The organism is Sinorhizobium sp. RAC02 (assembly GCF_001713395.1).
GTDB lineage: Bacteria > Pseudomonadota > Alphaproteobacteria > Rhizobiales > Rhizobiaceae > Shinella.
Genome location: NZ_CP016450.1, coordinates 2,376,593 through 2,396,889, shown reverse-complemented (window position 1 = coordinate 2,396,889; position 20,297 = coordinate 2,376,593). Strand labels below are relative to the sequence as shown.

Here is a 20,297-nt window from a genome sequence, read left to right as displayed (position 1 = left end):
GGGTGCCCTCACAGAATCTTGTGAGTGGGGTATAGCGTGTCAGGATCAACGAGCGCAGTTCGCATCGAGCGGCAGACGGCTGAAGCGGAGCTCGTATCCCGCCTCGAAGGGGCGCGATCCCGCATCGAGCAACGGTTCCTTGATGGCGGCGTGGTGCTGCTCTCCGTACTCGATCTCCTTAACCGCATGGTCGCGTCGCTGGAAAAGCTCTCCGGCTCTCTCGACGACGAAACCGCCGACGCGACGATCGCCCGGCTTGTCGCGACCATCGACCAGCTCAGCGCACTGCCTGGCACCGAGGAAACGCGCCAGCAGCATCTCGCCCATATCGCCGTCACGGAAAAGTCGCTTGGCGGTTACATCGCGGACATGCAGGAAACATTGCGCTACCTGCGCACCTTCGCGACGACGGCGAAGATCACCGGCGCGGCCATTCCGGATTTCGCAGGCTTTGCGGATGAGATTCTCGCGCGCATCCAGTTCGGTTCCGGCGAGGTCAACGCGCTCGGCGCGAAGATCGGTACACTCGGCAGCGTGATCGGCGCGGCTTCGGTGGGGGGCGGGCAAGCGCTGGAGCGTTTCCACCGCAGCGTTCCCGACATTGCCGGCAACCTCTCGCGCAATGCCGCCGACCTCACCGCCCAGCGCCGCCATCTGTCCCAGCTCGCCGGCAAGGTCGGCGCCTCGGCCCGCCGCGTACAGGGCAAAGTGGCGACGACGTTGTCGTCCATGCAGATCGGCGACATCACGCGCCAGCGCATCGAACATTGCCAGTCCGCCTTCGGCTTCCTCGACGATTATCTGGGGGCATCCGCGCTGGATAGTGCCGCCGCCGCGCGCCTTACCGCGCTGGTGCGTCATCTCGTGCACGAGCAGCTTATCGAGATCGCCCGCGATTTCGAGCGGGAATGCAAAACCGTCGTCGGCACGATCCGCAGCTTTGGCGCGGATATCGATGGGTTGATGGTGCTTCATGGCGACATGGATTCCGGCGACGGCCGCTCTGCCGACCGCGCCATGCGCACGCTGGAGGCCGATATCACCGCCGCGCGCGCGGTGGTTGGAGATATCGAGCAGGCGGCCGACAAGGCCAATGCGCTGGGGTCGAACACGGTCGAGACCGTGCAGGAGTTGCTGAAGGGCGTGAAGACCATTCAGCTCGTGCGCACCGACATCCACTACATGGCGCTCAACACCAACCTGCGTTGCGGCAAGCTCGGCGAAGAGGGGCGGGCGATCAATGTCGTGACGGCGGAGCTGCGCACCTTCTCCGGTCAGCTCGACGATACCGCCGAGCGCATCCTGACGACGCTGCAATCGCTGAAAGGCGACGCCAGCAAGCTTGGTGAGGCGGGCGCAGGCGCAGGGGGCTCGCTTGATGCCCATCTCGAAGAAGTGCTCCACCATATCCGCCGTGCGGGTGACCGCATGGAGGAGGACATGGAGGCGTTGCGCGCCTGCGGCGCGGATATGTCCGCCAAGGCGGGCCGGATCATCGGCGACCTCGACTTCAACGCGGAACTCGGCGACGTGCTCGCCGATTGCTCGGCACGCGCGGGCGAATTGATCAGCCATGACCTGCCTGACATGACCGGCCTTGAAGAGGCGCTCGACGATCTCGGGAGCCGCATCGCGCGCAGCTACACCATGGTGTCCGAGCGCGAGATTCACGCCCGCATCTTCGGTACGACCGTCGAGATGCCGTCGGTGCCCGCTGCCGGCCAGAGCGACGAAGACCTCTTCGACGACGCCCTGTTCTAGGCGCCCGTTTCCGCGCCGCCGCTTGGTTTCGCTGGCGAGCCTTTCCGATCGATCCCCTGTGGTCAGTTTCACTATATTTTTGAAAATATAGCGCTGGCCAAGCCGTAAGTGTCGATATATTCAAAGAGATATCACGCTGCCGGAAAAGCAGGAAAAGGGAGAACAGGAATGAACCGTCGTCTGCTTCTGAAACTCGTCGTCGCCGCCTTCGCGGCCCTGCCACTCACCCTGCCGGCTGCGGCCGCAGAAAAGGTCACGATCTTCGCCGCGGCGAGCCTGAAGAATGCGCTGGATGCCGCAAATACCGCCTGGCAGAAGGAAAGCGGCAACGAGACGACGGTTTCCTACGCCGCCAGCTCGGCACTCGCCAAGCAGATCGAGGCCGCTGCACCCGCTGATCTCTTCATCTCGGCCGACCTTGCCTGGATGGACTATGTCGCTGAAAAGAAGCTGATCAAGGACGACACGCGCTCCAACCTGCTCGGCAACCGCATCGTGCTCGTGGCACCAAAGGACAAGGCGACGACCGTCGAAATCAAGGACGGTTTCGACCTCGCCGGCCTCGTCGGCGACGGCAAACTCGCCATGGGCGCGGTCGACAGCGTTCCGGCCGGCAAATACGGCAAGGCGGCGCTTGAAAAGCTCGGCGTCTGGTCTGCCGTCGAAGGCAAGGTCGCCGGCGCGGAAAGCGTGCGCGCAGCCCTTGCGCTCGTCTCGCGCGGCGAGGCGCCCTACGGCATCGTCTACCAGACGGACGCAGCCGCCGATCCGGGCGTTGCCGTCGTCGGCACCTTCCCGGAGGACAGCCACCCGCCGATCATCTACCCGGTCGCCATCCTCTCGGAATCGAAGAGTGCCGCCGCTGCCGCCTATCTCGACTTCCTGAAGTCCGACAAGGCCGCCCCCTTCTTCACCGAACAGGGTTTCTCGATCCTGAAGTAACACGAGCCTCGCAACAGCCCCGGGCGCTAAACCCGGGGCTCAGTGTGTTGACAGGTCTCACCCCACGCACGTCGTCATCCTCGGGCTTGACCCGAGGATCCACTCGGCAGCCGTGGCATGGATGGTCGGGTCAAGCCCGACCATGACGGAGGTAAGGTTTTCGGGCCTTGTCACGGTCTGGCCCGGTCTCGATGCCCGGGCCACTTGTATTTCGAAGGAACCCCGAGTGGACTGGCTTGCCTTGAGCGATGAGGAATGGACGGCGATCCGGCTGAGCCTCAGGGTCTCGACGGTGGCGGTGCTCGTCAGCCTGCCGCTCGGCATTGTCGTGGCGCTGGCGCTGGCGCGCGGCCGCTTCTGGGGCAAGTCGCTGTTGAACGGCATCGTTCACCTGCCGCTCATCCTGCCGCCGGTCGTCACCGGCTTCTTGCTGCTCATCCTGTTCGGTCGGCGTGGTGCCATCGGCTCCGTGCTTGACGAATGGTTCGGCATCGTGCTGTCCTTCCGCTGGACGGGGGCGGCGCTCGCCTGCGGCGTCATGGGTTTTCCGCTGATGGTGCGCTCCATTCGCCTTTCCATCGAGGCCGTGGACCGCAAGCTGGAAGAAGCCGCCGGCACGCTCGGCGCAAGCCCTTTCTGGGTCTTCCTCACCGTCACCCTGCCGCTCATCCTGCCCGGTGTGCTCGCCGGCATGATTCTCGCCTTCGCCAAGGCCATGGGCGAATTCGGCGCGACCATCACCTTCGTCTCCAACATTCCCGGTGAAACGCAGACGCTGTCGGCCGCCATCTACACCTTCACCCAGGTGCCGGGCGGCGATGCCGGTGCCATGCGGCTGACGCTGGTCGCCATCGCCATTTCCATGGCGGCGCTGCTTGCCTCGGAAGTCCTCGCCCAGCGCATCGGCCGCAAGGTGCATCTCGAATGAGCCTCATCGTTGAAGCCCGTCACCGGTTCGGCGACTTTTCGCTGGATGCGGCCTTTACCTCCGATGGCGGTGTCACCGCGCTTTTCGGTCGCTCCGGCTCCGGCAAGACATCGCTCGTGCGCATCATCGCCGGCCTCACGCGCCCCAAGGAAGGCCGTGTTCAACTCGGCGACGACGTGCTGGTCGATACCCGCCGCCGTCTCTTCATGCCGCCGCACCGCCGCCGCTTCGGTTATGTCTTTCAGGAAGCGCGCCTCTTCCCGCACCTGACCGTGCGCCAGAACCTTGCCTATGGTCGCTGGTTCGCCCCGAAAAGCGCGCGCACGGAAAACCCGGACCGCATCGTCGATCTGCTCGGGATCGGCGATCTGCTGGACCGACAGCCGGAGAACCTTTCCGGTGGCGAAAAGCAGCGTGTTGCCATCGGCCGCGCCTTGCTGGCATCCCCCCGTCTCCTCCTGATGGACGAGCCGCTCGCGGCCCTCGACGAGGAGCGCAAGGCGGAAATCTTGCCCTATCTGGAGCGTCTGCGCGACGAAGTCGGCATTCCCATTGTCTATGTCAGCCATTCCGTCGCAGAAGTCGCCCGTCTTGCCGACAAGGTCGTGCTGATGGCCGGCGGCCGCATCGAGGCGATCGGCCCGGCGTCCGACGTGCTCGGCGGCCCGCGCCTCGCCTCGGCCATGGAACGCCGCGAGGCCGGCAGCGTGCTCGCCGGCCATGTCGAGACGCGCGATGCCGAGCATGGCCTCGCTACCATCCGCCTCGATGGCGGTGCAGTAATCCAGGTGCCCGGCGCTGCCGTTTCGCCCGGCGAGATGGTGCGCATGCGCATTCCCGCCCGTGACGTCATGGTGGCGACGGTGCGCCCGGAAGGCCTGAGCGCTCTTAACATTATCGAGGGCACCATCGAAGCCATCGAGCCGGACGGGGAGGGCATGGCAAGCATCCGCATCGCCTGTGGCGGGGATGCCATCCGTGCTCGCATCACCGCGCTCTCCGTCGAGCGCCTTGCTCTGGTGCCCGGACGTGCCGTTCATGCCGTCATCAAAACGGTGGCGCTCGAGTAGGGCACTTGCAGCAAACGGGAGCCTCGAACCATTCCGCCAGATTTGTCATCGAGCGCGAAAAGGCGGGATGGTGATCAGGGTGTGGAACCGATAGCGTATGGCGGCGCACAGACCGCTTTCGGAGAGACGAGCCGATGCTTCATCACGTCGAGATCTATGTTTCCAACCTCGAGACGTCGCAAACCTTCTGGACGTCCCTGCTCGCACAGATCGGCTATGAAGAAAGCGGTCGTTGGGAGGACGGCTTCACGCTCGCCCATGGGACGAATGCCTATTTGACATTCGTGCAGGTCGCGGAAAAGCATGCCCTTCGGCCCTATCACCGATGCAGTGTCGGCCTCAATCATCTTGCTTTTCGCGTGGAGGACAGGGAGACGGTTGACAGGCTCAGGCACTTTTGCCGGGAGAACGGCGTTTCCTGCCTCTATGGCGACCGATACCCGTTCGCAAATGGCGGAAGCGACTATTACGCACTGTTCATCGAGGATCCGGATCGGATCAAGGTTGAATTTGTCGCCGCCTCCGCTGCGGAGTGAGCGGCCACCGGGCAGAATCGACTGCATCACTGACCCAAAGGCAACGGAGCGACAGTCCGAAGCGCTTGAAAAAAATCACTCGGCCAGATTAGCGACGAGCCAGCCGATATCGTCGTCCAGTGCCGCGCGCGCCTTCTCTTCCATGGCGTGGTAATGGGCGATCAGTGCTTCGCCGAAGGGCGTCAGCAGCGCCCCGCCGCCCTGCTTGCCGCCGCGTTGCGATTCCACCACCGGCTGCTTGAACAGACGGTTCATCTCATCAACGAGCAGCCAGGCGCGGCGATAGGACATGTCCATCGCCCGTCCACCCGCGGAAATCGAGCCGGTCTCCCGGATATGCGCAAGAAGCTCGATTTTCCCGCGCCCGATCCGCCCCTCCGGTTCGAACTGGAGCCGGAAGATGAGTTTCGGTTGGCTTTTGGCGGATGCTGACATGAAAAGGGCCCGTATGAATACGGGCCCAGATATAACAGCGTTTTGCGCGGAGGAAAGCTTATGCCGCGCGCTTCAGCGCATCGCCGAGGATCGAGACGATGTCCTCGAAATGCTGCTTTTCCGCAATCAGCGGCGGCGAGAAGGCGATGATGTCGCCGGTCACGCGGATCAGCAGGCCTTTCTCGAAGCAATCGACGAAGACGTCATAGGCGCGGGCGCCCGGTGCGCCGTCGCGCGAGGCCAGCTCGATGCCGGCGATGAGGCCGATCGTGCGGATGTCGATGACATGCGGCAGGCCCTTCAGCGAATGCATCGCCGTCTGCCAGTCGCCCTCGAGGTCGGCCGCGCGGGTGAGCAGGCCCTCGTCGCGGTAAATGTCGAGCGTCGCGATGCCCGCGGCACAGGCCGCCGGATGGCCGGAATAGGTGTAGCCATGGAACAGCTCGATGGCGTTTTCCGGCCCGTGCATCAGCGCGTCGTGCACCTTGCGGCTGGAGAATACCGCGCCCATTGGGATCGCGCCGTTGGTAAGGCCCTTGGCAGCGGTGACGAGATCCGGCGTCACGCCGAAGTAGTCGGTGGCGAAGGAAGAGCCGAGACGGCCGAAGCCGGTAATGACCTCGTCGAAGATCAGCAGGATGCCGTGTTTGTCGCAGATGGCGCGCAAGCGTTCGAGATAGCCCTTCGGCGGGATCAGCACGCCCGTGGAGCCGGCAACCGGCTCGACGATGCAGGCCGCAATGGTTTCCGCGCCGTGCAGCGCGACCAGCCGCTCTAGATCGTCGGCGAGCTCCGCACCGTGCTCCGGCTGGCCCTTCACGAAGGCGTTCTTGGAAAGGTCATGCGTGTGGCGCAGATGGTCCGAGCCCGCCAACTGCGGGAAGACGCGGCGGTTGTTGAGGATGCCGCCGACCGAAATGCCGCCGAAACCGACGCCGTGATAGCCGCGCTCGCGGCCGATAAGGCGCGTACGCGTGCCCTGGCCGATGGCGCGCTGGTAGGCGATGGCCATCTTCAGTGCCGTATCGACCGATTCAGAGCCGGAGCCCGTATAGAAAACCCGGTCGAGCTTGGCGCCTTCGGGGCCGGGGGCGATTTCCGCCAGCCGCTCGGCGAAGTCGAAGGCGATCGGATGGCCCATCTGGAAGGAGGGCGCGAAATCGAGCTGCATCAGCTGACGCTCGACGGCGGCAGCGATCTGCCGGCGGCCATGGCCGGCATTGACGCACCAGAGCCCGGCGGTGCCGTCGAGAACCCGGCGGCCATCGGCGCTCGTATAGTGCATGCCTTCGGCGCTCGCGAGCAGGCGCGGTGCGGCCTTGAACTGGCGGTTGGCGGTAAAGGGCATCCAGTAGCTGTCGAGCACCGGTTCGTTGGGCTTGTTGTGAACGTTCATGGCAGATCTCCTCTGATTGGGGCGATTGACGCCATGATTTATGATGCCGAACAAGTCCTTTTCTGGTTGACGTCAAACGCTTGAAAATAAAGGATATGGAAAGCAAGGTTTTCGCTATTTCGAACATCTAGAACAGGACGCTGCCGTGTCAGTCGATATCGGAGGCAGGCTGCGCCACTTGCGCATGGCCCAAAACCTCTCCCAGCGGGAACTCGCTAAACGCACCGGTGTTACCAATTCGACGATCTCGCTGATCGAATCGAACGCCTCCAACCCATCGGTCGGCGCGCTGAAACGCATCCTCGACGGCATTCCCATCGGCCTTGCCGAATTCTTCGCCTTCGAACCGGATCGCCCGAAAAAGGCGTTCTACCGCGTGGACGAGCTGACGGAGATCGGCAAGGGCGGCATTTCGTATCGCCAGATCGGTGACAATCTGTTTGGCCGCAGCCTGCAGATCCTGAAAGAGTGCTACCAGCCCGGCGCAGACACCGGAAAGGTCCCGCTGGTGCATGATGGCGAAGAGGGCGGCATCGTGCTCTCCGGCCGCCTCGAAGTCACCGTCGACGACGAGCGCCGCATCCTCGGCCCCGGTGACGCCTACTATTTCGAAAGCCGCCGCCCTCACCGCTTCCGCTGCGTCGGCCCGGTGCCCTGTGAAGTCATCAGCGCCTGCACCCCGCCGACCTTTTGAAACGCAAAAAGCCCGCCGGCGGCAACCGGCGGGCTTTTTGAAATCAAAGTCGATCAGGCCTGCGGCGTTGTGTTGTCTTCGACGGGTGCGCCCGGGCCGTTCTTCTTGATCGAATCAATGGCGTTCTGTGCGCTGGCCTTGCTGGAGTAACCTTCCGTCGCGAACATCACTTCGCTGTTGTACTTGAAGCGAACACGATATTCGCCAGCCTTGTCCTTGTAGATCTCGAACTTGTGCGCCACGGGCTTTCCTCCACGCAGATGAATCACCTGTGCAAAGTGCCAGCCGAGCAAACGGCTGACAAGAGGGGCAGGCAGGCCATACCCTACAAAGCGACGTGTAGCTACCCAATGTCACTTTCGGCCCAATCGAACAGTATCGGCCGATCTTCGCCGCGTAGGCAGCCGAGCCTGCTCCAATGTACGAGAAGGCGCCAACAGCATGCACAGGGGATTCGACCGACAAGCTCCCACCCCCTTTACAGTTGCTGGTTTGATACCAAAAATTGGCTTGGCTGGTCTGTTCTAAGTATTCTTCGCTTCACCCTTAGTCGGCGCGCACCACACCCACCCAAGAAACAAACATAAATATCAATGGGGAGCAGGCAAGGCGGCAACAACCTGACCAGCTTTCTTGGCGTAGGTCGGATTTGTCGGGAAAAGTGCGAATGCCTTGGAAAATGAGAGTTTCGCCTCGGACTTCGCCTTGAGATTTAATAGAGACAAGCCAAGCCCGTAGTGGGCCTTATGGTTTGTGTCGTCGGCATTGATCATATTCCGGTAAATCTCACCGGCTCGGCATGGGTCTCCAACGCTCCGTAGGCAGCTCGCATAGGCAAGAAGGATAGCCGGATACTCCTCTGTTTTCTCATAGGCGAGCGCTTTGGCAATGGAGACATGAGGCAAGGCATCGACGTGGCGCCCGGTCTTTTGAAGGGCGACCCCAACGAGAAAGTGGCAGAATTCCGAGGTTGGCAGGATCTCTGCCGCCTCTCTGCCAATACGGACAACCTCATCCCATTCTTTTCGTTTATGGGCCTGGAAAGTAGCCAGAAAGAGTTCTGCAAACCCTTCCTTTTGCAGAACAGCGCCATCCCTCGGTGTTCCTGGCATTGGCTTGTCTTCAATCAGGCAGTTGAGAAAATCAGGCAGTAGCCCAATGTCTCGAATGTATCGGGGTGCCGCATGACCGAGGCCCTGCAAGGTTGTGAGACTGAGGTTTGGCGTTCCGTTCAATTTGGCCGCACAGTAGACATCGACCGGATCGAGTTCGCCGGCATAATGAATAACCTGCTTGTCTGATTGAGCGATATGCCCGGAGAGTTCGGGAAACTTTAGCTCCGTACCTTTGCGGATATGGGACACACTGCGACTACCTTCGATCCCGAGCGACGTTTCCGCGGCAAATGACAATACGCGTGCGCCGAGCATTGTCCCGTAAAGTATTGCCGCATATGCCCCCATCGAACCGCCGCAAGTGTAGATTTCTGTCGCCCCGAGGTGATCGGCCCACTGACGGATCGTAGCGGCTGTCGCTTCAACAGAGGAACCCAAATTCGGTACGCCGTTTTGGTACCATTCGTTGTAACCGTTGTTGATGAACATGCGGTGGCAAGGGAGTTTGGTGCCTTCCTTGATGAAGTTGAAAGCCCCTGGCTTAGTACCTGTCGCAGAGAAAAAAATTACAAGCTTACTTGAACCGGGAAGCGGTTGCACAAGATGCGTCGCACTCTCGAGCGCGGTCGGGGCTGTTACGGCCATTATTTTTCCACCTAAGTTCGATCGGTGGGAACATAGCCGCGCCTCAGCCAAGCATCAATATCAAAGGCAAAGCCGCAACGAAGCCTCCAGCGCGCCACGCTAGCGATCATCCATTGCTATGATTGATTGATTGAGACCGGGGAGCGCGCTTTCGCTCGCCCGGTCCCGTTCACGGTCGCGTCGGTGGCATGCTTCGACCGCTCGCTCATAACGCGTTACTCAATAATCAGTTCCACCACAAGGACATCCCACGACCACGACCCTGCAGGTGCAGGAGCGCTTGATTGCGCTCGGCTATTATCTAGGGCCAACGAACGCCGACGGCGTCGTTGGCCGAAACAAGACCAATGCCATCGTTCGGTTTCAGTTGGACAAGGGGCTCAGTATCAAGAACCCTGGATCGGTCGGCCCTAAAACGCTGGCGGCTCTCGGGCTTGATCCGTCGTCCCCGGCCTTGCCGTGGGTGAGCGAGGGATGACGTTTTCTCGGCCTGCACGAGGTAAGGGACGCCAGAAAGCTCGACAAGGCTCTCCGGCTCGATGCCTCCGAAATCGCGTGGTGTGGCGCCTTCGTCGGGATGATCATCGCCACGGCACTCCCCAACGAGGCTATGCCGGCCAATTCCCTCGGCTCGCGCAACTGGTTGAAGTTCGGCCACTCGATCGAGGCTCCGCAAATCGGCGCAGTTGCCGCCTTCTGGCGTGGCGCCAAGTCCGGATGGCCGGGCCACGTTGGCACCGTCGTCGGGCACGACAAGACGCACCTGCATATCCTCGGCGGCAACCAGAGTAACCGCGTCAGCATCTCCCGCGTGTCGAAAGATCGCCTGCTTGGCTACCGGTGGCCGCGAACCTACACGCCGCCGACCGGCACGCTTGCCCTGTCCACCATCTCCGCCAGCGTCACCACCAACGAGGCGTAACCCCTTAAAACTCGAAAGGAAACGACGATGAACAAGATTTCGAAAGCCCTCGGTGCTGGCGCTGGCGGCGTCCTCGGCGGTCTCGCCGTGCTCCCGTTCGCGCTGCAGGACGGCACGCCCTGGTGGGGCACGATTGCGGCCTATGCGGCGGTGATCCTGCTTCCGGCGCTTGCCGCCTACATCGCTCCGAAAAATGCTTCCTGATATCTGAAAGGCAAGGTGCTTCATGACACCCGCTGAATTCTTCGATTTCCTAGGCATCAAGGCCAGTATCGTGCTTGCTGGCCTTTCTGGCGGGGTGCTGCGCGCGTTGTCCCGCCGCTCGTACAAGGTCCGTGAACTGGTGGCGTCACCAATCTGCGGCGCCCTGGCGGCCGGATATCTGACGACGCCGGCCGTGCGCTATCTCGGCGTCGTCAACTGGCCACTGCCGCCGGATGAGATCGCCGCGCAGCATGCGGCTGCATTCCTGATCGGCGTCTCGGCCATGTGGATCAGCGATGCGTTGTTTGAGTTCGTCGTCCGGCGGTTCAAGCCGGCCGGCGACGCTTAAATCGTCGGCGGGCCGCGCTGCTAGATAATGAAGAAATCGGCATTCGTCAGGGCAAGGCCGGTCGCCAGCTTGGCGAACTGCACCGCTCCACCGGAGGCAGAACCGTTGCTGTCGTAGATCAGCGCACCCGTCGACGAGTTGTAGATCACCCGGTCGCTCGCGTCGGCAGCCGCTGTTCCGATCCGGAAAGCCACAGATGAAAGCCCACCGTTCGCGCCGACAGCCGTGAAGATGGCGTTGTCCAGCCAGATCGTGTCGGCGGTCGCGCTGAAATCGAGAATGGTGTCGCTGTTTGTGGAGCCGCTGAGGGCCGTGTTGAACACGAAAATATCTGCGCCGTTGCCACCTCTGAGGGTGTCATTGCCGCTACCGCCATAAAGCCTGTCATTGCCACTACCGCCCGAGAGGCCGTCGTTTCCCCCAAGTCCAATCAGGCGGTTGTGACCTGCATTGCCCGTAATATTTTGTGAGAAGTCGTTTCCCGTCAAAACATAGGAGCCAGTGGCGGCGCTATCGATTGTCCGAAGGTTCTCAATTTCCGCGCTTGCGTGAAGAGTGAAGGTATTCGCGCTGACGACGGTATCGCTTCCGCCCCCAGCATTTTCACGCACTTTGTCGAAGTTGGAATTGACGTAGAACGTATCATTGCCGGCTCCGCCGTACATGGTATCAGTTCCGGTGCCGCCAATAATCTTATCATTGCCGTTTCCGCCGTACAGGATGTCATTGTCGGCGCCGCCGTCGATCGTATCGTTGCCCCCACCTCCGTATAGTGTGTCATCCCCCATGCCGGAACTTAGATTGTCGCTGAGTTCCCCCGCAGCGAAATCATCGTCGCCGCCCGAGCCTGTGTAGTCCCACTGGTTGGACTGAATTAAATTGAAAAAGCCCGCGTTGCTTCCGTTGAGAATGGCCATCATCTCTTCAGCGGAAATTCCGGCGAATCCTTGAAGGGTGAAAGCCACATACGAGCTGTCGGCGGGAAACCCAGTCAAACCGGTTACCGTTCCGCCCGTCAGCACGCCATTCGAGTAAGTGAAACCGTGCCCGCTAAGCTGGATCTCTAAGGCGCTTGTGTCTTCGGCGATGAACATCGCGGTTGTGCTTTCCTGGCCAGAGATAGGTTTCACCGACCCATTCAGTGCTCGAATGTTCTCGAAAGCGGAGAGAGCCACTCTCGTTATGCTGATGCCTAGGTTTAGGATCATCGTTGCCATGAACTGCTTCCTATTCGTTGCGTCAACGCTGACGAGCTAAAGAATACCAAATGCTATCAGGGCGACCCTGCACGCATGCGGACCGCTTGTCGGTCAGAGGCTTTGGAAAATCACTTTTTCATCCTGTCGACAACAACGCGGCAGGAAAAGCGACTTACGGAACACGCGCCACTAAAGAATAGAGACGCTTTGACTGCAATGAATATTCGGTAATTGGGGTAAAAACGCTAACGTGAACAAGCGACACAACTACCGGCTGGCTTTCCTGCTCGGAATTTGTCCCACGCTCCAGAAGGCGTTTCCGTAGCGGAACTGAAGCCCGCCACCGACGAGGTGCGGCAGTGGAAGCTCATGGGGATCGGCGCGCTTGGCGTTACCGGCCTTGCCGCCATGGCGCTGGGCGTGACGTTCAGCGAGGCGCTCAAGCGGATAGGGGTGGTGATTATCGGGAAGGGTAAGGGCAACGAAAAAGCCCGCAGGTGAGGGCGGGCTGAGGAAAGACAGAGTTTTCATTTGCCGAAGAGACTACTCAACTCGTTCCATCTTGTGAGAATGGTCACAAGGCCGGCTGCGATACCGACGATCGTTGCCACCTTGGCTGTGGTGGGGAGGCTGTTTACTCGCCCCTTCATCTCCCCAAAGTCTACGGTTGATGGCGCGGCGCGCAACATGCCCTTGATCTCTGCAGTGTCCTGCAGGATTTTCTTCATGTCATCTTCAAAAGCTTTTACTCGAGCTTCCATGCCGTCAAATGTGCCACCTCCGTCTCCCGATTTCAACGGTACCTTTTGGTCGGTTTGCGGTCCAGCCTGCTGCCGAAGCTTCTCAAACAGCGAAAAATCGACGTCTTCAGTCATTCTTAGTCACCTCCTCAGCGAGGCCTCTTACGCCATCTCGGATCGAGTTTAGAAAGGCGTCCATGCTTGCCCTATACCTCTTAGAGGCTTCAATGCCTTCTTCTGTGCGGGGATCGTAAGACAAATCGCCATGCGCTGTGCTTATTGCCTCGAAAGCCAAAACCATGGCGGCATGCACATTTTGCGATATCGCGCTTTGTTGCCGGTGCGTCTATCGTCTCAAAAGCCTCGCGGACGCTCTTTGCAAAACCCAATGCTGGGCGTTCCTCGCCGTTGTCACTCAATGCGTGGTCCCCTTGTGTCTGGCGATGTATACGTCGTTCAATTCACCCACCATGAATCTTGCAACTTCTATGTCCAGTCCATCTTGCGGCACGCCGTTCACCTCGGCTGTCAGCCCTGTGAATATGTCGTAGACCGCCACAGGCCGGTCCCGTCTTCGCGCATGTCGTAGCGGTTCTGAGGCTTGGGTCTCGTCGGTATCAATCCCTCCTAGGCGCCTTTTGCACGATACCGCGATTCCGTTTCCTTACAAGGAAGCGCTCTAGACGGGAATTGATGCAACTTCCGGCTGTCGATGATCTAGAATTATTTCCTAGCGTTGTTCTTCTTTAGGTTTGATATCCGAACCGTGGTAGAAGCAGTTTAGCGTACAGGAGAATGAGCATGGCGTCGTATTTCGTGGTTCAGTCCTTCAGCCCGGGTAAACGCGGCTTGAAGCCAGACATTGCTGTCCAAGCCAATAGCGTCGTGCATGCAAGGCGGGTGGCCGAACGCCTCGCATTGAGTAAACCCATGGTCTTCGCGACTGTGATGGAAGGAGATCCAGAGAGTGGCGACTTTGGTGAGCCGAAGCTGATCTATTTCCATGGTGACGAAATGCCGGAAGAAGTCAGCAATATGCAAATGGTCTAGGGGACGCAGCGTTGCGGTTGCGGTCAACATCCGATCAAAAAGTTCTCCGCCCCCTCCATTGCGCTTCCCTGAGGAGAACCGCAAAGCGCGACTTCCCGGACACGCTTCACGGCTCCCGGCGTGCGGCCATTTGATTGGGCGAACCAAAATGCTCAGTGGAGACCGGGCGACCGCGCGTCAACAACCGTGATCGCCGCCGCTTGTTCCCTGTGCGCCACGTTGTTACATCTCCCGAAGCTCGCCGGCCGTAACCCCCGCGCGAGCTCACGCAGTGCCGACCTCGTCTTGCATCTCCATCAGTTCGGCAAGGTCGACGAGCAGCCTCTGAACGTCCGGCCCGATGCGAGAGTTATTGGCTTCGATGGTCGTCCGGATGTTGGCGGTATAGTGGGTCGGATCGAGCACGCCAGCCTCCTGAAGGGTTTTGCCCAGAACGACCAACGCGTTTGTATGGGCGGCATGGATGGCTGCAATGGCCTGTACAATCTCGTCGGATTTCTTGTTCATTCAGCACCCCTCCAAGATCTGCAATGCCAGATTCACTCCATCTTCGGACGCTCGCCGGCCTGAAATAGGATACTCGTCAGGCCGCACTCTCCGAGTCTGGAACCCGCTGAGGACAACGTCCACCACATCGGCCCCCGGGCGCCTACATCATTGGGTGGCTCGATCATTAACGATTCACTAACACTTCCGACTTCCCGCTCTGCTAGGTAGCCCCTCTTATCTAGACCTCTTCCCCCTAGACTATTAACTTTGGTTGCGAAAGAGTGAGACGCACCCGTGCTGCGGGCGCGATTTGATGGAGGAGGATGCAACCGATGACCCAGACTCTCAACGGCACTGCGGGTATTGACACGCTTACCGGGACGGACCTAGGCGCTCCAACAAATCCAGACGGTATCGACATCATCAACGGCCTCGGCGGCGACGATACGCTGTCTGGCCTGGGAGGCAACGACATCATCGAAGGCGGTCTCGGTGCCGACAACATGGACGGTGGTGCCGGCATCGACACGCTCAGCTACGCCAACGCAACAGCCGGTGTCGGGGTGGCCTTGAACGCCTTCGGCACCTATGGCGAGTCGCTGGGCGACACGATGAGTGGTTTCGAGAACCTGATCGGCAGCGCCTTCAACGACCAACTGGCCGGTGACGGCGGGGTCAACGTTGTCAGTAGCGGAGCGGGGGACGACTACATCCAGCTTAGCGGCGGCGCTGACACGCTTGATGGCGGCGCCGGCCGGGACCTTCTCGATGGCCGCGTCTGGGGTTCGGCCCTCACCATCGATCTGGCCACGGGGACGGCGACCGGGGGCGTCACGCTCTCCGGCTTCGAGTTGGTTCTGGGCACCGCTTTCAACGACACAATAACAGGCAACCAAAGCATCGACACCGACCTGGTCGGCTTTGATGGCAACGACATACTCAACGGCCTGGACGGCAACGACAGCCTCTTCGGAGACAGTTACGCCGGTATCTCCGCTAACGGCAGCGACACGCTGAACGGCGGCAACGGTAACGACTCTCTCGATGGTGGTGCGCTCGGCGACATATTGAATGGCGGTGCCGGTACCGACACGGCCGTATATGGCGGGTCCAGCGCAGCGGTGAGCGTCAACCTCATCACCGGTGTCGCGTCCGGCGGCGAGGCTCAGGGCGACACCTTCAACAGTATCGAGAACCTTACCGGTTCGAGTTTCAACGACACGCTGACCGGCAGCTCCGGGGTCAACGTTCTGAACGGCGGCAATGGTGACGACGCGCTTGAGGGCGGCGCCGGGGCCGACACGCTGAACGGCGGCGCCGGTATCGACACCGCCGACTATTCCGGTTCGTCGGCGGCGGTGAATGTCGACCTCGCCGCTGGCAGCGGGTCCGGCGGCGAGGCCCAGGGCGATACCCTGAGCAACATCGAGAACCTCATCGGCTCGGCCTTCAACGACACACTGACCGGCAGTTCCGCGGCGAACATTCTGTCCGGCGGCAACGGTGACGACGTGCTCCAGGGCGGGGCCGGGGCTGACACGCTTGATGGTGGCGCAGGTATCGACACGGTAAGCTATGCGGCGTCTTCGGCCGGTGTCACGATCGATCTTCGGCTGTTGGGGCCGCAAGTATCATCCGGTGACGCCAACGGCGACACGTTGACCGGCATAGAAATCATCAGGGGCTCCGTTTTCGCTGACATCATCACCGGTGACGCCAACGACAACATTTTCACCGATGGTGGGGTCGGCGCTGCCGACATTTTGACTGGAGGTGCCGGCAACGATACCTATTCGGTCTATAACGCCGGAACGGCAATCGTCGAAATTGGCGGTGAAGGCAATGACCGCGTCAGCGCCGGCGTGAACTATGTGCTCGCCAGCGGCGCCAGCGTCGAATATCTGAACACCACCTCCCTGCAGGGCACCCGTGCAACCAATCTGACCGGCAACGAACTGGCGCAGCTGGTGCGCGGCAATGACGGTGGCAACGTGATCGATGGCGGTGGCGGCAACGACACGCTGTGGGGAATGGGGGGGGCGGACACGTTCCTGTTCTCGAGCGCGCTGGGCTCCGGCGGTGTCGCCCGCATCGGCGATTTCAACGTCGCCGATGACCAGATCCAGCTCGACAGCGCGATCTTTTCAGCGCTCGATCTCGGGGGGTTGGATGCGTCGGCGTTCAAGGACAATGCCAGCGCGCCACGCGATGCAGACGATTTCATCATCTACAACTCGAACACCGGTTCGCTGTTCTATGACGCCGATGGCGGCGGTTCGGCGTTCAGGGCGGTCAAGTTTGCGTCGCTGTCGGCCGGCCTCAACCTCAGCGCTGCGGATTTCCTGGTGATCTGATCGGAGCAAAACCTTTCTGCCGACGCGCTTATCAAGCTCATGTATGCCCTGCCGGGCGTCTACCGGAACCGGGGGACGTGGGCAATGAATGGGACTACGCTCGCCACCATCCGCACCCTGAAGGACGGCAACGGCAATTATCTGTGGCAGCCGTCCTATCAGGCAGGCCAGCCGGAAACGATTCTTGGCCGCCCGGTTGTCGAACTTCTGGACAAGCCGGACATCGCCGCGAATGCCTTCCCGGTCATCTTCGGCGGCTTCAAGGCCGGCTACCGCATCTATGACCGCGTTGCCTTCGGCGTTCGCCCGAACCCGTATCTTTTGGCAACCGAGGGTCAGGTTCGTTTCCATGCTCGTCGCCGTTTCGGCGCTGGCGTCGTTCGCCCCGATGCTTTCCGCAAGCTGAAGATGGCGACGGTCTAAGCGATGACTTTTCAGCGGCCCGCATACGAACAGGTTACGATTGCGCACGGTGGCAGCACCGTGACACTTCGCCCTTCCTTGCGGGCCGCTGCCACCCTTGAGGCCTGTTATGAGTTCCCAGCACTCGAACGAGCGCTGGACGACCTCAACGTTACCATCATTTCCGTAATCCTGACGGCAACAGCACACCGGCAGGTAGCGGCAGCGGCTTTCCTCGATGGTCATCAGGGAAAGCCGCTTCTTCCCTTTTTCGCGGCTGTTCGTCAGCCGCCCTCGTGGCTCGAATTCTATGCAGATCAGTATGAGAAGGCTAGCGGCTGGCTCGGCTGGACTCCCGAGCAGGCTTGGAACGCCACGCCGACCGAAATCAACCGTGCTTATTAGGCCTTTGTCGATCGCTCGCGCTGGCTGGCCGGTAGTGATGAAGCCGATCCGCAGCCGACCCGCAGGGCGACCGATCCCGAGCAGGCCGCGTAACGTCGCTGATGGCCTCGACCCCGAATTTGACCGTGCCGGGCTTCACGCCCTCAAGGCAAAGATGGCAGGTGGAGCATGACTATGCCGCCCCGCATTTGTTCTTGTAGCCGCATCGTGCCTCATGGTGAGCGCTGCGAATGCCAGCGCAACAGCACCCGCGAGCGTAATCGTCGCCACGATGCACGCCGGCCCTCGGCAGGCAAGCGCGGCTATGATGGCGAATGGCGCAAGGCTCGCCTCGAATACCTCGCCAGTCATCCGCACTGCCGCGAATGCAGCAAGGACGGCGTTACGCGCCTTGCGACCGTTGTTGATCATGTCATCCGCACCGTGGCGACAAGTGCTTGTTCTGGCACCGCGCCAACTGGCAGCCGCTTTGCGCGCCTTGCCACAACTCAATCAAGGAGCGCCTTGAAAGGAACCTCTAATGGAGAAGATCACCCTTCAGCCGGGCGTTTGGACAAGCATCTCAAAGAAGAGGAAGCAAAGATGGCCGAGAGAGTTGCCGCCGAGCTGGCAGAGATTGCCGAACTGTATGAACTGGCCGACGAGTTGCTTCAGATGAGGCTCCTGGCTGCAATCGAGCTGGTGGCGAACTGGCAGCGTGAGACGCGCAGGATGTTTCCGGCACTATTCACCGAGCCCCGCGCAGAACATGAGACGGCGCAGGCTTACGCTGTCCGCCGGGAGAAGGCGCAGCGGTTTGGTCTCATCCGGTTGATGGCCGCCGATCATATTAAGAGCGCCGGCAATCGGCGGCGGAAGGCGACCTTTAACGCGAAGGAAGCGAACGAGGCGGCCGCCATCGGCATGGAGGTTGACGAATATCAGAAGCACAAGAAGGACCTGAAGCTCACCGCAAAGATGGCGCGGATCATTGCAGATCGTGCCGCCGTGTGACGCCGCTCGCGACTTCATGCACGCCGGCAACTTCTCGCCTTAACTAAAGTCAAGCAGGTGGGTTTCGTCTCCCGCCTGCTTCTCACGGGGAGGGAAAAGTCCGCTGTCACTCCTTGTCGACAGAGGCTTCTTTTACCGAAATATCTAGTAGATAAGTAAGTGCTTACTTAAAATTAGAGAAGCATAATCAATGTCTTGAGAAATTTTTGTGCTTGCCAAATCGGCGCGGCTGACTCATGAAGAGGCCGCCCACTATCGGGCCGGGGGATTGAAATCGAAATGCAGCATTACATGCCGACAGACGCGTATCACGACGTTCTCGACCAGCTTGAAAACCTGTTTGATAAATTTGATCCGGCAGCGCCGGATGACCTTCGCACGCGCCTGATTATGATCCTCGGCGATCACGGCGAGATATGGCCGGCGTCCTGCTTCACGGGCGACGAATTGGAGAGCGTCAAGCACGCCGCCTAAACAATCCTGTCAGAAGAAATCAATAGGTGAGGCCGTCAAGGCAACACGCCTATGGCGCGGCTATTGTTTTCTATACTTTCGTCTAGCTAATAGGAAGTCCCGCAACGAACAGGGACGGCCCACATAGAAAATCACATCAGAATTGAACGCGACCGGCAGTTAAATGCCGTTCCGATCAACCGACCTTTGCGTGGTGGCATCAAGCATTCCGCTTGATGGAATTACTGCCGGAAGCGGGTGCAACCGCCCCGGCAGATCGAAAACCCCAGACCTTCAAGAAAGAGGTTCCTATGGCGACGAATACCACGGCGATCACCACGGTAGCAACGGGCCACGCCCGCAATGAGCTTTTAAACAGCTTGTTCGTGAAGATTGAAACCGCGTGCGCTATGCCTGCAGCCCGGCGCGACCTTCCCGAACTGACGTTTGACTTGCTCGATATGGTAGAAGTTTGGGCAGTAGGTTACGGCCGTGACGGTCTTACCTATCGTGATCCTGCCGACGAAGTGGCTAGGGACGAAATCTAGTCCCGACCCGACCCTTCGCCTCATGGTTGACAATGCTCATGCGAGGTATGCCGCCGAGGTCGCCGCGCGTGAGCTTGCCGAAATCCGTAAGCCGCTTTCTGCCTCAGAGCAGCTTATCGTTCTCGGTCTTCGCAAGGCGGCAAAGAAGGAGTTTCAGGCATCTTGAGCTCATTGGCTGCCGAGGCTGCCGCGTAGACTAAACTTCAAGCCCGCCGATGACCTCGGCGGGCTTAATCAGTTTCTGTATAATCGCTAAAGTTGCCGATTCGAGAGGCTTCCTATGATTGATGACGGCTTCAAGCTACGGGAAATTTTTGCCCCACACGAAAGCAGGCGTCGTGATGATCTTATCAAATTCAATAAGCGACTAATTCATTATACTTCGGCGGCTGCGGCAATCTCCATTATACGCAATGGCATTGTATGGATGCCTAATGTGAGGTGTATGAACGACTACATGGAAGTGGAACACGGTTTTCAACTTCTGCAACGCTCGTTTGAGCCGCCCATAGATTCGGAATCACAAAAAGGGCTTCGGGCTATCGCTATAGCGATCGATGCGATCTTCCCCGACCTTTCCGCTGAAAGTGTTCAATGATTCGATGGCTGGCTCTTCCAGCTTCGAAACAAAACATACGTTACGTGTCTGTCAGAACATGAGCCGTCA

At 60.1% G+C, this 20,297-nt stretch carries 25 protein-coding genes and 1 pseudogene; 19 read left to right on the top strand and 7 right to left on the bottom strand.

Translation table 11 applies throughout. The features are described from left to right. Positions 1-36: 36 nt before the first annotated feature. The 5 genes from BSY16_RS11575 (at position 37) to BSY16_RS11555 (ending at position 5,237) form a co-directional block, all read left to right on the top strand. Complete coding sequence (locus BSY16_RS11575) at positions 37-1,761, top strand: chemotaxis protein (RefSeq protein ID WP_150129946.1); 1,725 nt, start codon at positions 37-39, stop codon at positions 1,759-1,761. A gap of 168 nt (positions 1,762-1,929) precedes the next feature. Then, positions 1,930-2,703, top strand: a complete 774-nt coding sequence (modA, locus tag BSY16_RS11570) for a molybdate ABC transporter substrate-binding protein (protein ID WP_069059803.1) — start codon at positions 1,930-1,932, stop codon at positions 2,701-2,703. 226 nt (positions 2,704-2,929) lie between these two features. After that, positions 2,930-3,631, top strand: a complete 702-nt coding sequence (gene modB / locus BSY16_RS11565; RefSeq protein ID WP_069059802.1) for a molybdate ABC transporter permease subunit — start codon at positions 2,930-2,932, stop codon at positions 3,629-3,631. Then, complete coding sequence (modC, locus tag BSY16_RS11560; protein ID WP_069059801.1) at positions 3,628-4,701, top strand: molybdenum ABC transporter ATP-binding protein; 1,074 nt, start codon at positions 3,628-3,630, stop codon at positions 4,699-4,701. Before modB ends, modC begins: the two co-directional genes overlap by 4 nt. Before the next feature lie 134 nt (positions 4,702-4,835). Next, positions 4,836-5,237 carry a VOC family protein gene (locus tag BSY16_RS11555; RefSeq protein ID WP_069059800.1) on the top strand — a complete coding sequence of 134 codons (402 nt, stop codon included), beginning with the start codon at positions 4,836-4,838 and terminating at the stop codon, positions 5,235-5,237. Between the two features lie 75 nt (positions 5,238-5,312). On the opposite strand, the gene BSY16_RS11550 is transcribed toward BSY16_RS11555, so the two are convergent. Both BSY16_RS11550 and aptA read right to left on the bottom strand, forming a co-directional pair. Then, positions 5,313-5,672: a winged helix-turn-helix domain-containing protein gene (locus BSY16_RS11550; protein WP_069059799.1), complete on the bottom strand. Its 360-nt coding sequence runs from the start codon at positions 5,670-5,672 to the stop codon at positions 5,313-5,315. Between the two features lie 58 nt (positions 5,673-5,730). Continuing rightward, a complete protein-coding gene (gene aptA / locus BSY16_RS11545) occupies positions 5,731-7,068 on the bottom strand; it encodes an omega-aminotransferase AptA (RefSeq protein WP_069059798.1) in 1,338 nt (445 codons plus the stop codon). Positions 7,069-7,213: 145 nt separating this feature from the next. Here aptA and BSY16_RS11540 point away from each other — a divergent pair, with 145 nt between their 5' ends. Further along, positions 7,214-7,762: a cupin domain-containing protein gene (locus tag BSY16_RS11540; RefSeq protein WP_069059797.1), complete on the top strand. Its 549-nt coding sequence runs from the start codon at positions 7,214-7,216 to the stop codon at positions 7,760-7,762. A 53-nt stretch (positions 7,763-7,815) separates the two neighbouring features. On the opposite strand, the gene BSY16_RS11535 is transcribed toward BSY16_RS11540, so the two are convergent. Together BSY16_RS11535 and BSY16_RS11530 are read right to left on the bottom strand one after the other, a co-directional pair. Next, on the bottom strand, positions 7,816-8,004 hold the full coding sequence (locus BSY16_RS11535) for a YegP family protein (protein WP_069059796.1): 189 nt from the start codon (positions 8,002-8,004) through the stop codon (positions 7,816-7,818). Positions 8,005-8,352: 348 nt separating this feature from the next. Continuing rightward, complete coding sequence (locus BSY16_RS11530; RefSeq protein WP_069059795.1) at positions 8,353-9,522, bottom strand: hypothetical protein; 1,170 nt, start codon at positions 9,520-9,522, stop codon at positions 8,353-8,355. A 268-nt stretch (positions 9,523-9,790) separates the two neighbouring features. On the opposite strand from BSY16_RS11530, the gene BSY16_RS32725 reads away from it, so the two are divergent. From BSY16_RS32725 to BSY16_RS11520, 4 genes are read left to right on the top strand one after another with little or no spacing between them, the layout of a single operon-like run. After that, a complete protein-coding gene (locus BSY16_RS32725; protein ID WP_286157123.1) occupies positions 9,791-10,000 on the top strand; it encodes a peptidoglycan-binding domain-containing protein in 210 nt (69 codons plus the stop codon). A 12-nt stretch (positions 10,001-10,012) separates the two neighbouring features. Beyond that, the gene (locus BSY16_RS11525; RefSeq protein ID WP_286157216.1) at positions 10,013-10,444 is read left to right on the top strand and encodes a TIGR02594 family protein; all 432 of its coding nucleotides are present in this window, start codon (positions 10,013-10,015) and stop codon (positions 10,442-10,444) included. 27 nt (positions 10,445-10,471) lie between these two features. Beyond that, positions 10,472-10,648 (top strand): hypothetical protein, encoded by a 177-nt coding sequence (locus BSY16_RS32420; protein ID WP_171902410.1) that lies wholly within the window; start codon positions 10,472-10,474, stop codon positions 10,646-10,648. Between the two features lie 22 nt (positions 10,649-10,670). Next, positions 10,671-10,997: a hypothetical protein gene (locus BSY16_RS11520; RefSeq protein ID WP_069059794.1), complete on the top strand. Its 327-nt coding sequence runs from the start codon at positions 10,671-10,673 to the stop codon at positions 10,995-10,997. 20 nt (positions 10,998-11,017) lie between these two features. Here BSY16_RS11520 and BSY16_RS11515 read toward each other — a convergent pair whose 3' ends face one another. Then, complete coding sequence (locus BSY16_RS11515; RefSeq protein ID WP_069059793.1) at positions 11,018-12,214, bottom strand: calcium-binding protein; 1,197 nt, start codon at positions 12,212-12,214, stop codon at positions 11,018-11,020. 276 nt (positions 12,215-12,490) lie between these two features. Here BSY16_RS11515 and BSY16_RS11510 point away from each other — a divergent pair, with 276 nt between their 5' ends. Further along, positions 12,491-12,697 carry a DUF1515 family protein gene (locus tag BSY16_RS11510; protein ID WP_069059792.1) on the top strand — a complete coding sequence of 69 codons (207 nt, stop codon included), beginning with the start codon at positions 12,491-12,493 and terminating at the stop codon, positions 12,695-12,697. A gap of 26 nt (positions 12,698-12,723) precedes the next feature. Here BSY16_RS11510 and BSY16_RS11505 read toward each other — a convergent pair whose 3' ends face one another. Next, on the bottom strand, positions 12,724-13,071 hold the full coding sequence (locus BSY16_RS11505) for a hypothetical protein (RefSeq protein ID WP_069059791.1): 348 nt from the start codon (positions 13,069-13,071) through the stop codon (positions 12,724-12,726). A gap of 666 nt (positions 13,072-13,737) precedes the next feature. Here BSY16_RS11505 and BSY16_RS11500 point away from each other — a divergent pair. Beyond that, on the top strand, positions 13,738-13,986 hold the full coding sequence (locus BSY16_RS11500) for a hypothetical protein (protein ID WP_286157122.1): 249 nt from the start codon (positions 13,738-13,740) through the stop codon (positions 13,984-13,986). A gap of 264 nt (positions 13,987-14,250) precedes the next feature. On the opposite strand, the gene BSY16_RS11495 is transcribed toward BSY16_RS11500, so the two are convergent. Further along, positions 14,251-14,493, bottom strand: a complete 243-nt coding sequence (locus tag BSY16_RS11495) for a hypothetical protein (RefSeq protein ID WP_069059789.1) — start codon at positions 14,491-14,493, stop codon at positions 14,251-14,253. Between the two features lie 314 nt (positions 14,494-14,807). On the opposite strand from BSY16_RS11495, the gene BSY16_RS11490 reads away from it, so the two are divergent. The 7 genes and pseudogenes from BSY16_RS11490 to BSY16_RS11460 all read left to right on the top strand — a co-directional run bounded on the left by BSY16_RS11490 (position 14,808) and on the right by BSY16_RS11460 (position 20,228). Next, on the top strand, positions 14,808-16,829 hold the full coding sequence (locus tag BSY16_RS11490) for a beta strand repeat-containing protein (protein ID WP_069059788.1): 2,022 nt from the start codon (positions 14,808-14,810) through the stop codon (positions 16,827-16,829). A 9-nt stretch (positions 16,830-16,838) separates the two neighbouring features. Next, positions 16,839-17,252: pseudogene (locus BSY16_RS11485) on the top strand (phage major capsid protein); the annotation flags it as partial. A 3-nt stretch (positions 17,253-17,255) separates the two neighbouring features. Next, entirely contained in the window at positions 17,256-17,636 is a 381-nt protein-coding gene (locus tag BSY16_RS11480) for a hypothetical protein (RefSeq protein WP_286157121.1), read from the top strand. 174 nt (positions 17,637-17,810) lie between these two features. Continuing rightward, positions 17,811-18,629 carry a hypothetical protein gene (locus tag BSY16_RS33245; RefSeq protein WP_502695980.1) on the top strand — a complete coding sequence of 273 codons (819 nt, stop codon included), beginning with the start codon at positions 17,811-17,813 and terminating at the stop codon, positions 18,627-18,629. Between the two features lie 279 nt (positions 18,630-18,908). Beyond that, a complete protein-coding gene (locus BSY16_RS11470) occupies positions 18,909-19,103 on the top strand; it encodes a hypothetical protein (RefSeq protein ID WP_069059786.1) in 195 nt (64 codons plus the stop codon). 290 nt (positions 19,104-19,393) lie between these two features. Then, positions 19,394-19,630, top strand: a complete 237-nt coding sequence (locus tag BSY16_RS11465) for a hypothetical protein (protein ID WP_069059785.1) — start codon at positions 19,394-19,396, stop codon at positions 19,628-19,630. 280 nt (positions 19,631-19,910) lie between these two features. Then, on the top strand, positions 19,911-20,228 hold the full coding sequence (locus BSY16_RS11460) for a hypothetical protein (RefSeq protein ID WP_069059784.1): 318 nt from the start codon (positions 19,911-19,913) through the stop codon (positions 20,226-20,228). The last annotated feature ends 69 nt before the right edge of the window (positions 20,229-20,297 follow it).

What these genes read in the sequence shown, in the direction of transcription:
- modA (WP_069059803.1), top strand. Translation starts at nt 1,930, where the DNA reads ATGAACCGTCGTCTGCTTCTGAAACTCGTCGTCGCCGCCTTCGCGGCC.
- modC (WP_069059801.1), top strand. Translation starts at nt 3,628, where the DNA reads ATGAGCCTCATCGTTGAAGCCCGTCACCGGTTCGGCGACTTTTCGCTG.
- BSY16_RS11555 (WP_069059800.1), top strand. Translation starts at nt 4,836, where the DNA reads ATGCTTCATCACGTCGAGATCTATGTTTCCAACCTCGAGACGTCGCAA.
- BSY16_RS11550 (WP_069059799.1), bottom strand. Translation starts at nt 5,672, where the DNA reads ATGTCAGCATCCGCCAAAAGCCAACCGAAACTCATCTTCCGGCTCCAG.
- aptA (WP_069059798.1), bottom strand. Translation starts at nt 7,068, where the DNA reads ATGAACGTTCACAACAAGCCCAACGAACCGGTGCTCGACAGCTACTGG.
- BSY16_RS11530 (WP_069059795.1), bottom strand. Translation starts at nt 9,522, where the DNA reads ATGGCCGTAACAGCCCCGACCGCGCTCGAGAGTGCGACGCATCTTGTG.
- BSY16_RS32420 (WP_171902410.1), top strand. Translation starts at nt 10,472, where the DNA reads ATGAACAAGATTTCGAAAGCCCTCGGTGCTGGCGCTGGCGGCGTCCTC.
- BSY16_RS11520 (WP_069059794.1), top strand. Translation starts at nt 10,671, where the DNA reads ATGACACCCGCTGAATTCTTCGATTTCCTAGGCATCAAGGCCAGTATC.
- BSY16_RS11515 (WP_069059793.1), bottom strand. Translation starts at nt 12,214, where the DNA reads ATGGCAACGATGATCCTAAACCTAGGCATCAGCATAACGAGAGTGGCT.
- BSY16_RS11505 (WP_069059791.1), bottom strand. Translation starts at nt 13,071, where the DNA reads ATGACTGAAGACGTCGATTTTTCGCTGTTTGAGAAGCTTCGGCAGCAG.
- BSY16_RS11500 (WP_286157122.1), top strand. Translation starts at nt 13,738, where the DNA reads ATGGCGTCGTATTTCGTGGTTCAGTCCTTCAGCCCGGGTAAACGCGGC.
- BSY16_RS11495 (WP_069059789.1), bottom strand. Translation starts at nt 14,493, where the DNA reads ATGAACAAGAAATCCGACGAGATTGTACAGGCCATTGCAGCCATCCAT.
- BSY16_RS11490 (WP_069059788.1), top strand. Translation starts at nt 14,808, where the DNA reads ATGACCCAGACTCTCAACGGCACTGCGGGTATTGACACGCTTACCGGG.
- BSY16_RS11480 (WP_286157121.1), top strand. Translation starts at nt 17,256, where the DNA reads ATGACTTTTCAGCGGCCCGCATACGAACAGGTTACGATTGCGCACGGT.
- BSY16_RS33245 (WP_502695980.1), top strand. Translation starts at nt 17,811, where the DNA reads ATGCCGCCCCGCATTTGTTCTTGTAGCCGCATCGTGCCTCATGGTGAG.
- BSY16_RS11470 (WP_069059786.1), top strand. Translation starts at nt 18,909, where the DNA reads ATGCAGCATTACATGCCGACAGACGCGTATCACGACGTTCTCGACCAG.
- BSY16_RS11465 (WP_069059785.1), top strand. Translation starts at nt 19,394, where the DNA reads ATGGCGACGAATACCACGGCGATCACCACGGTAGCAACGGGCCACGCC.
- BSY16_RS11460 (WP_069059784.1), top strand. Translation starts at nt 19,911, where the DNA reads ATGATTGATGACGGCTTCAAGCTACGGGAAATTTTTGCCCCACACGAA.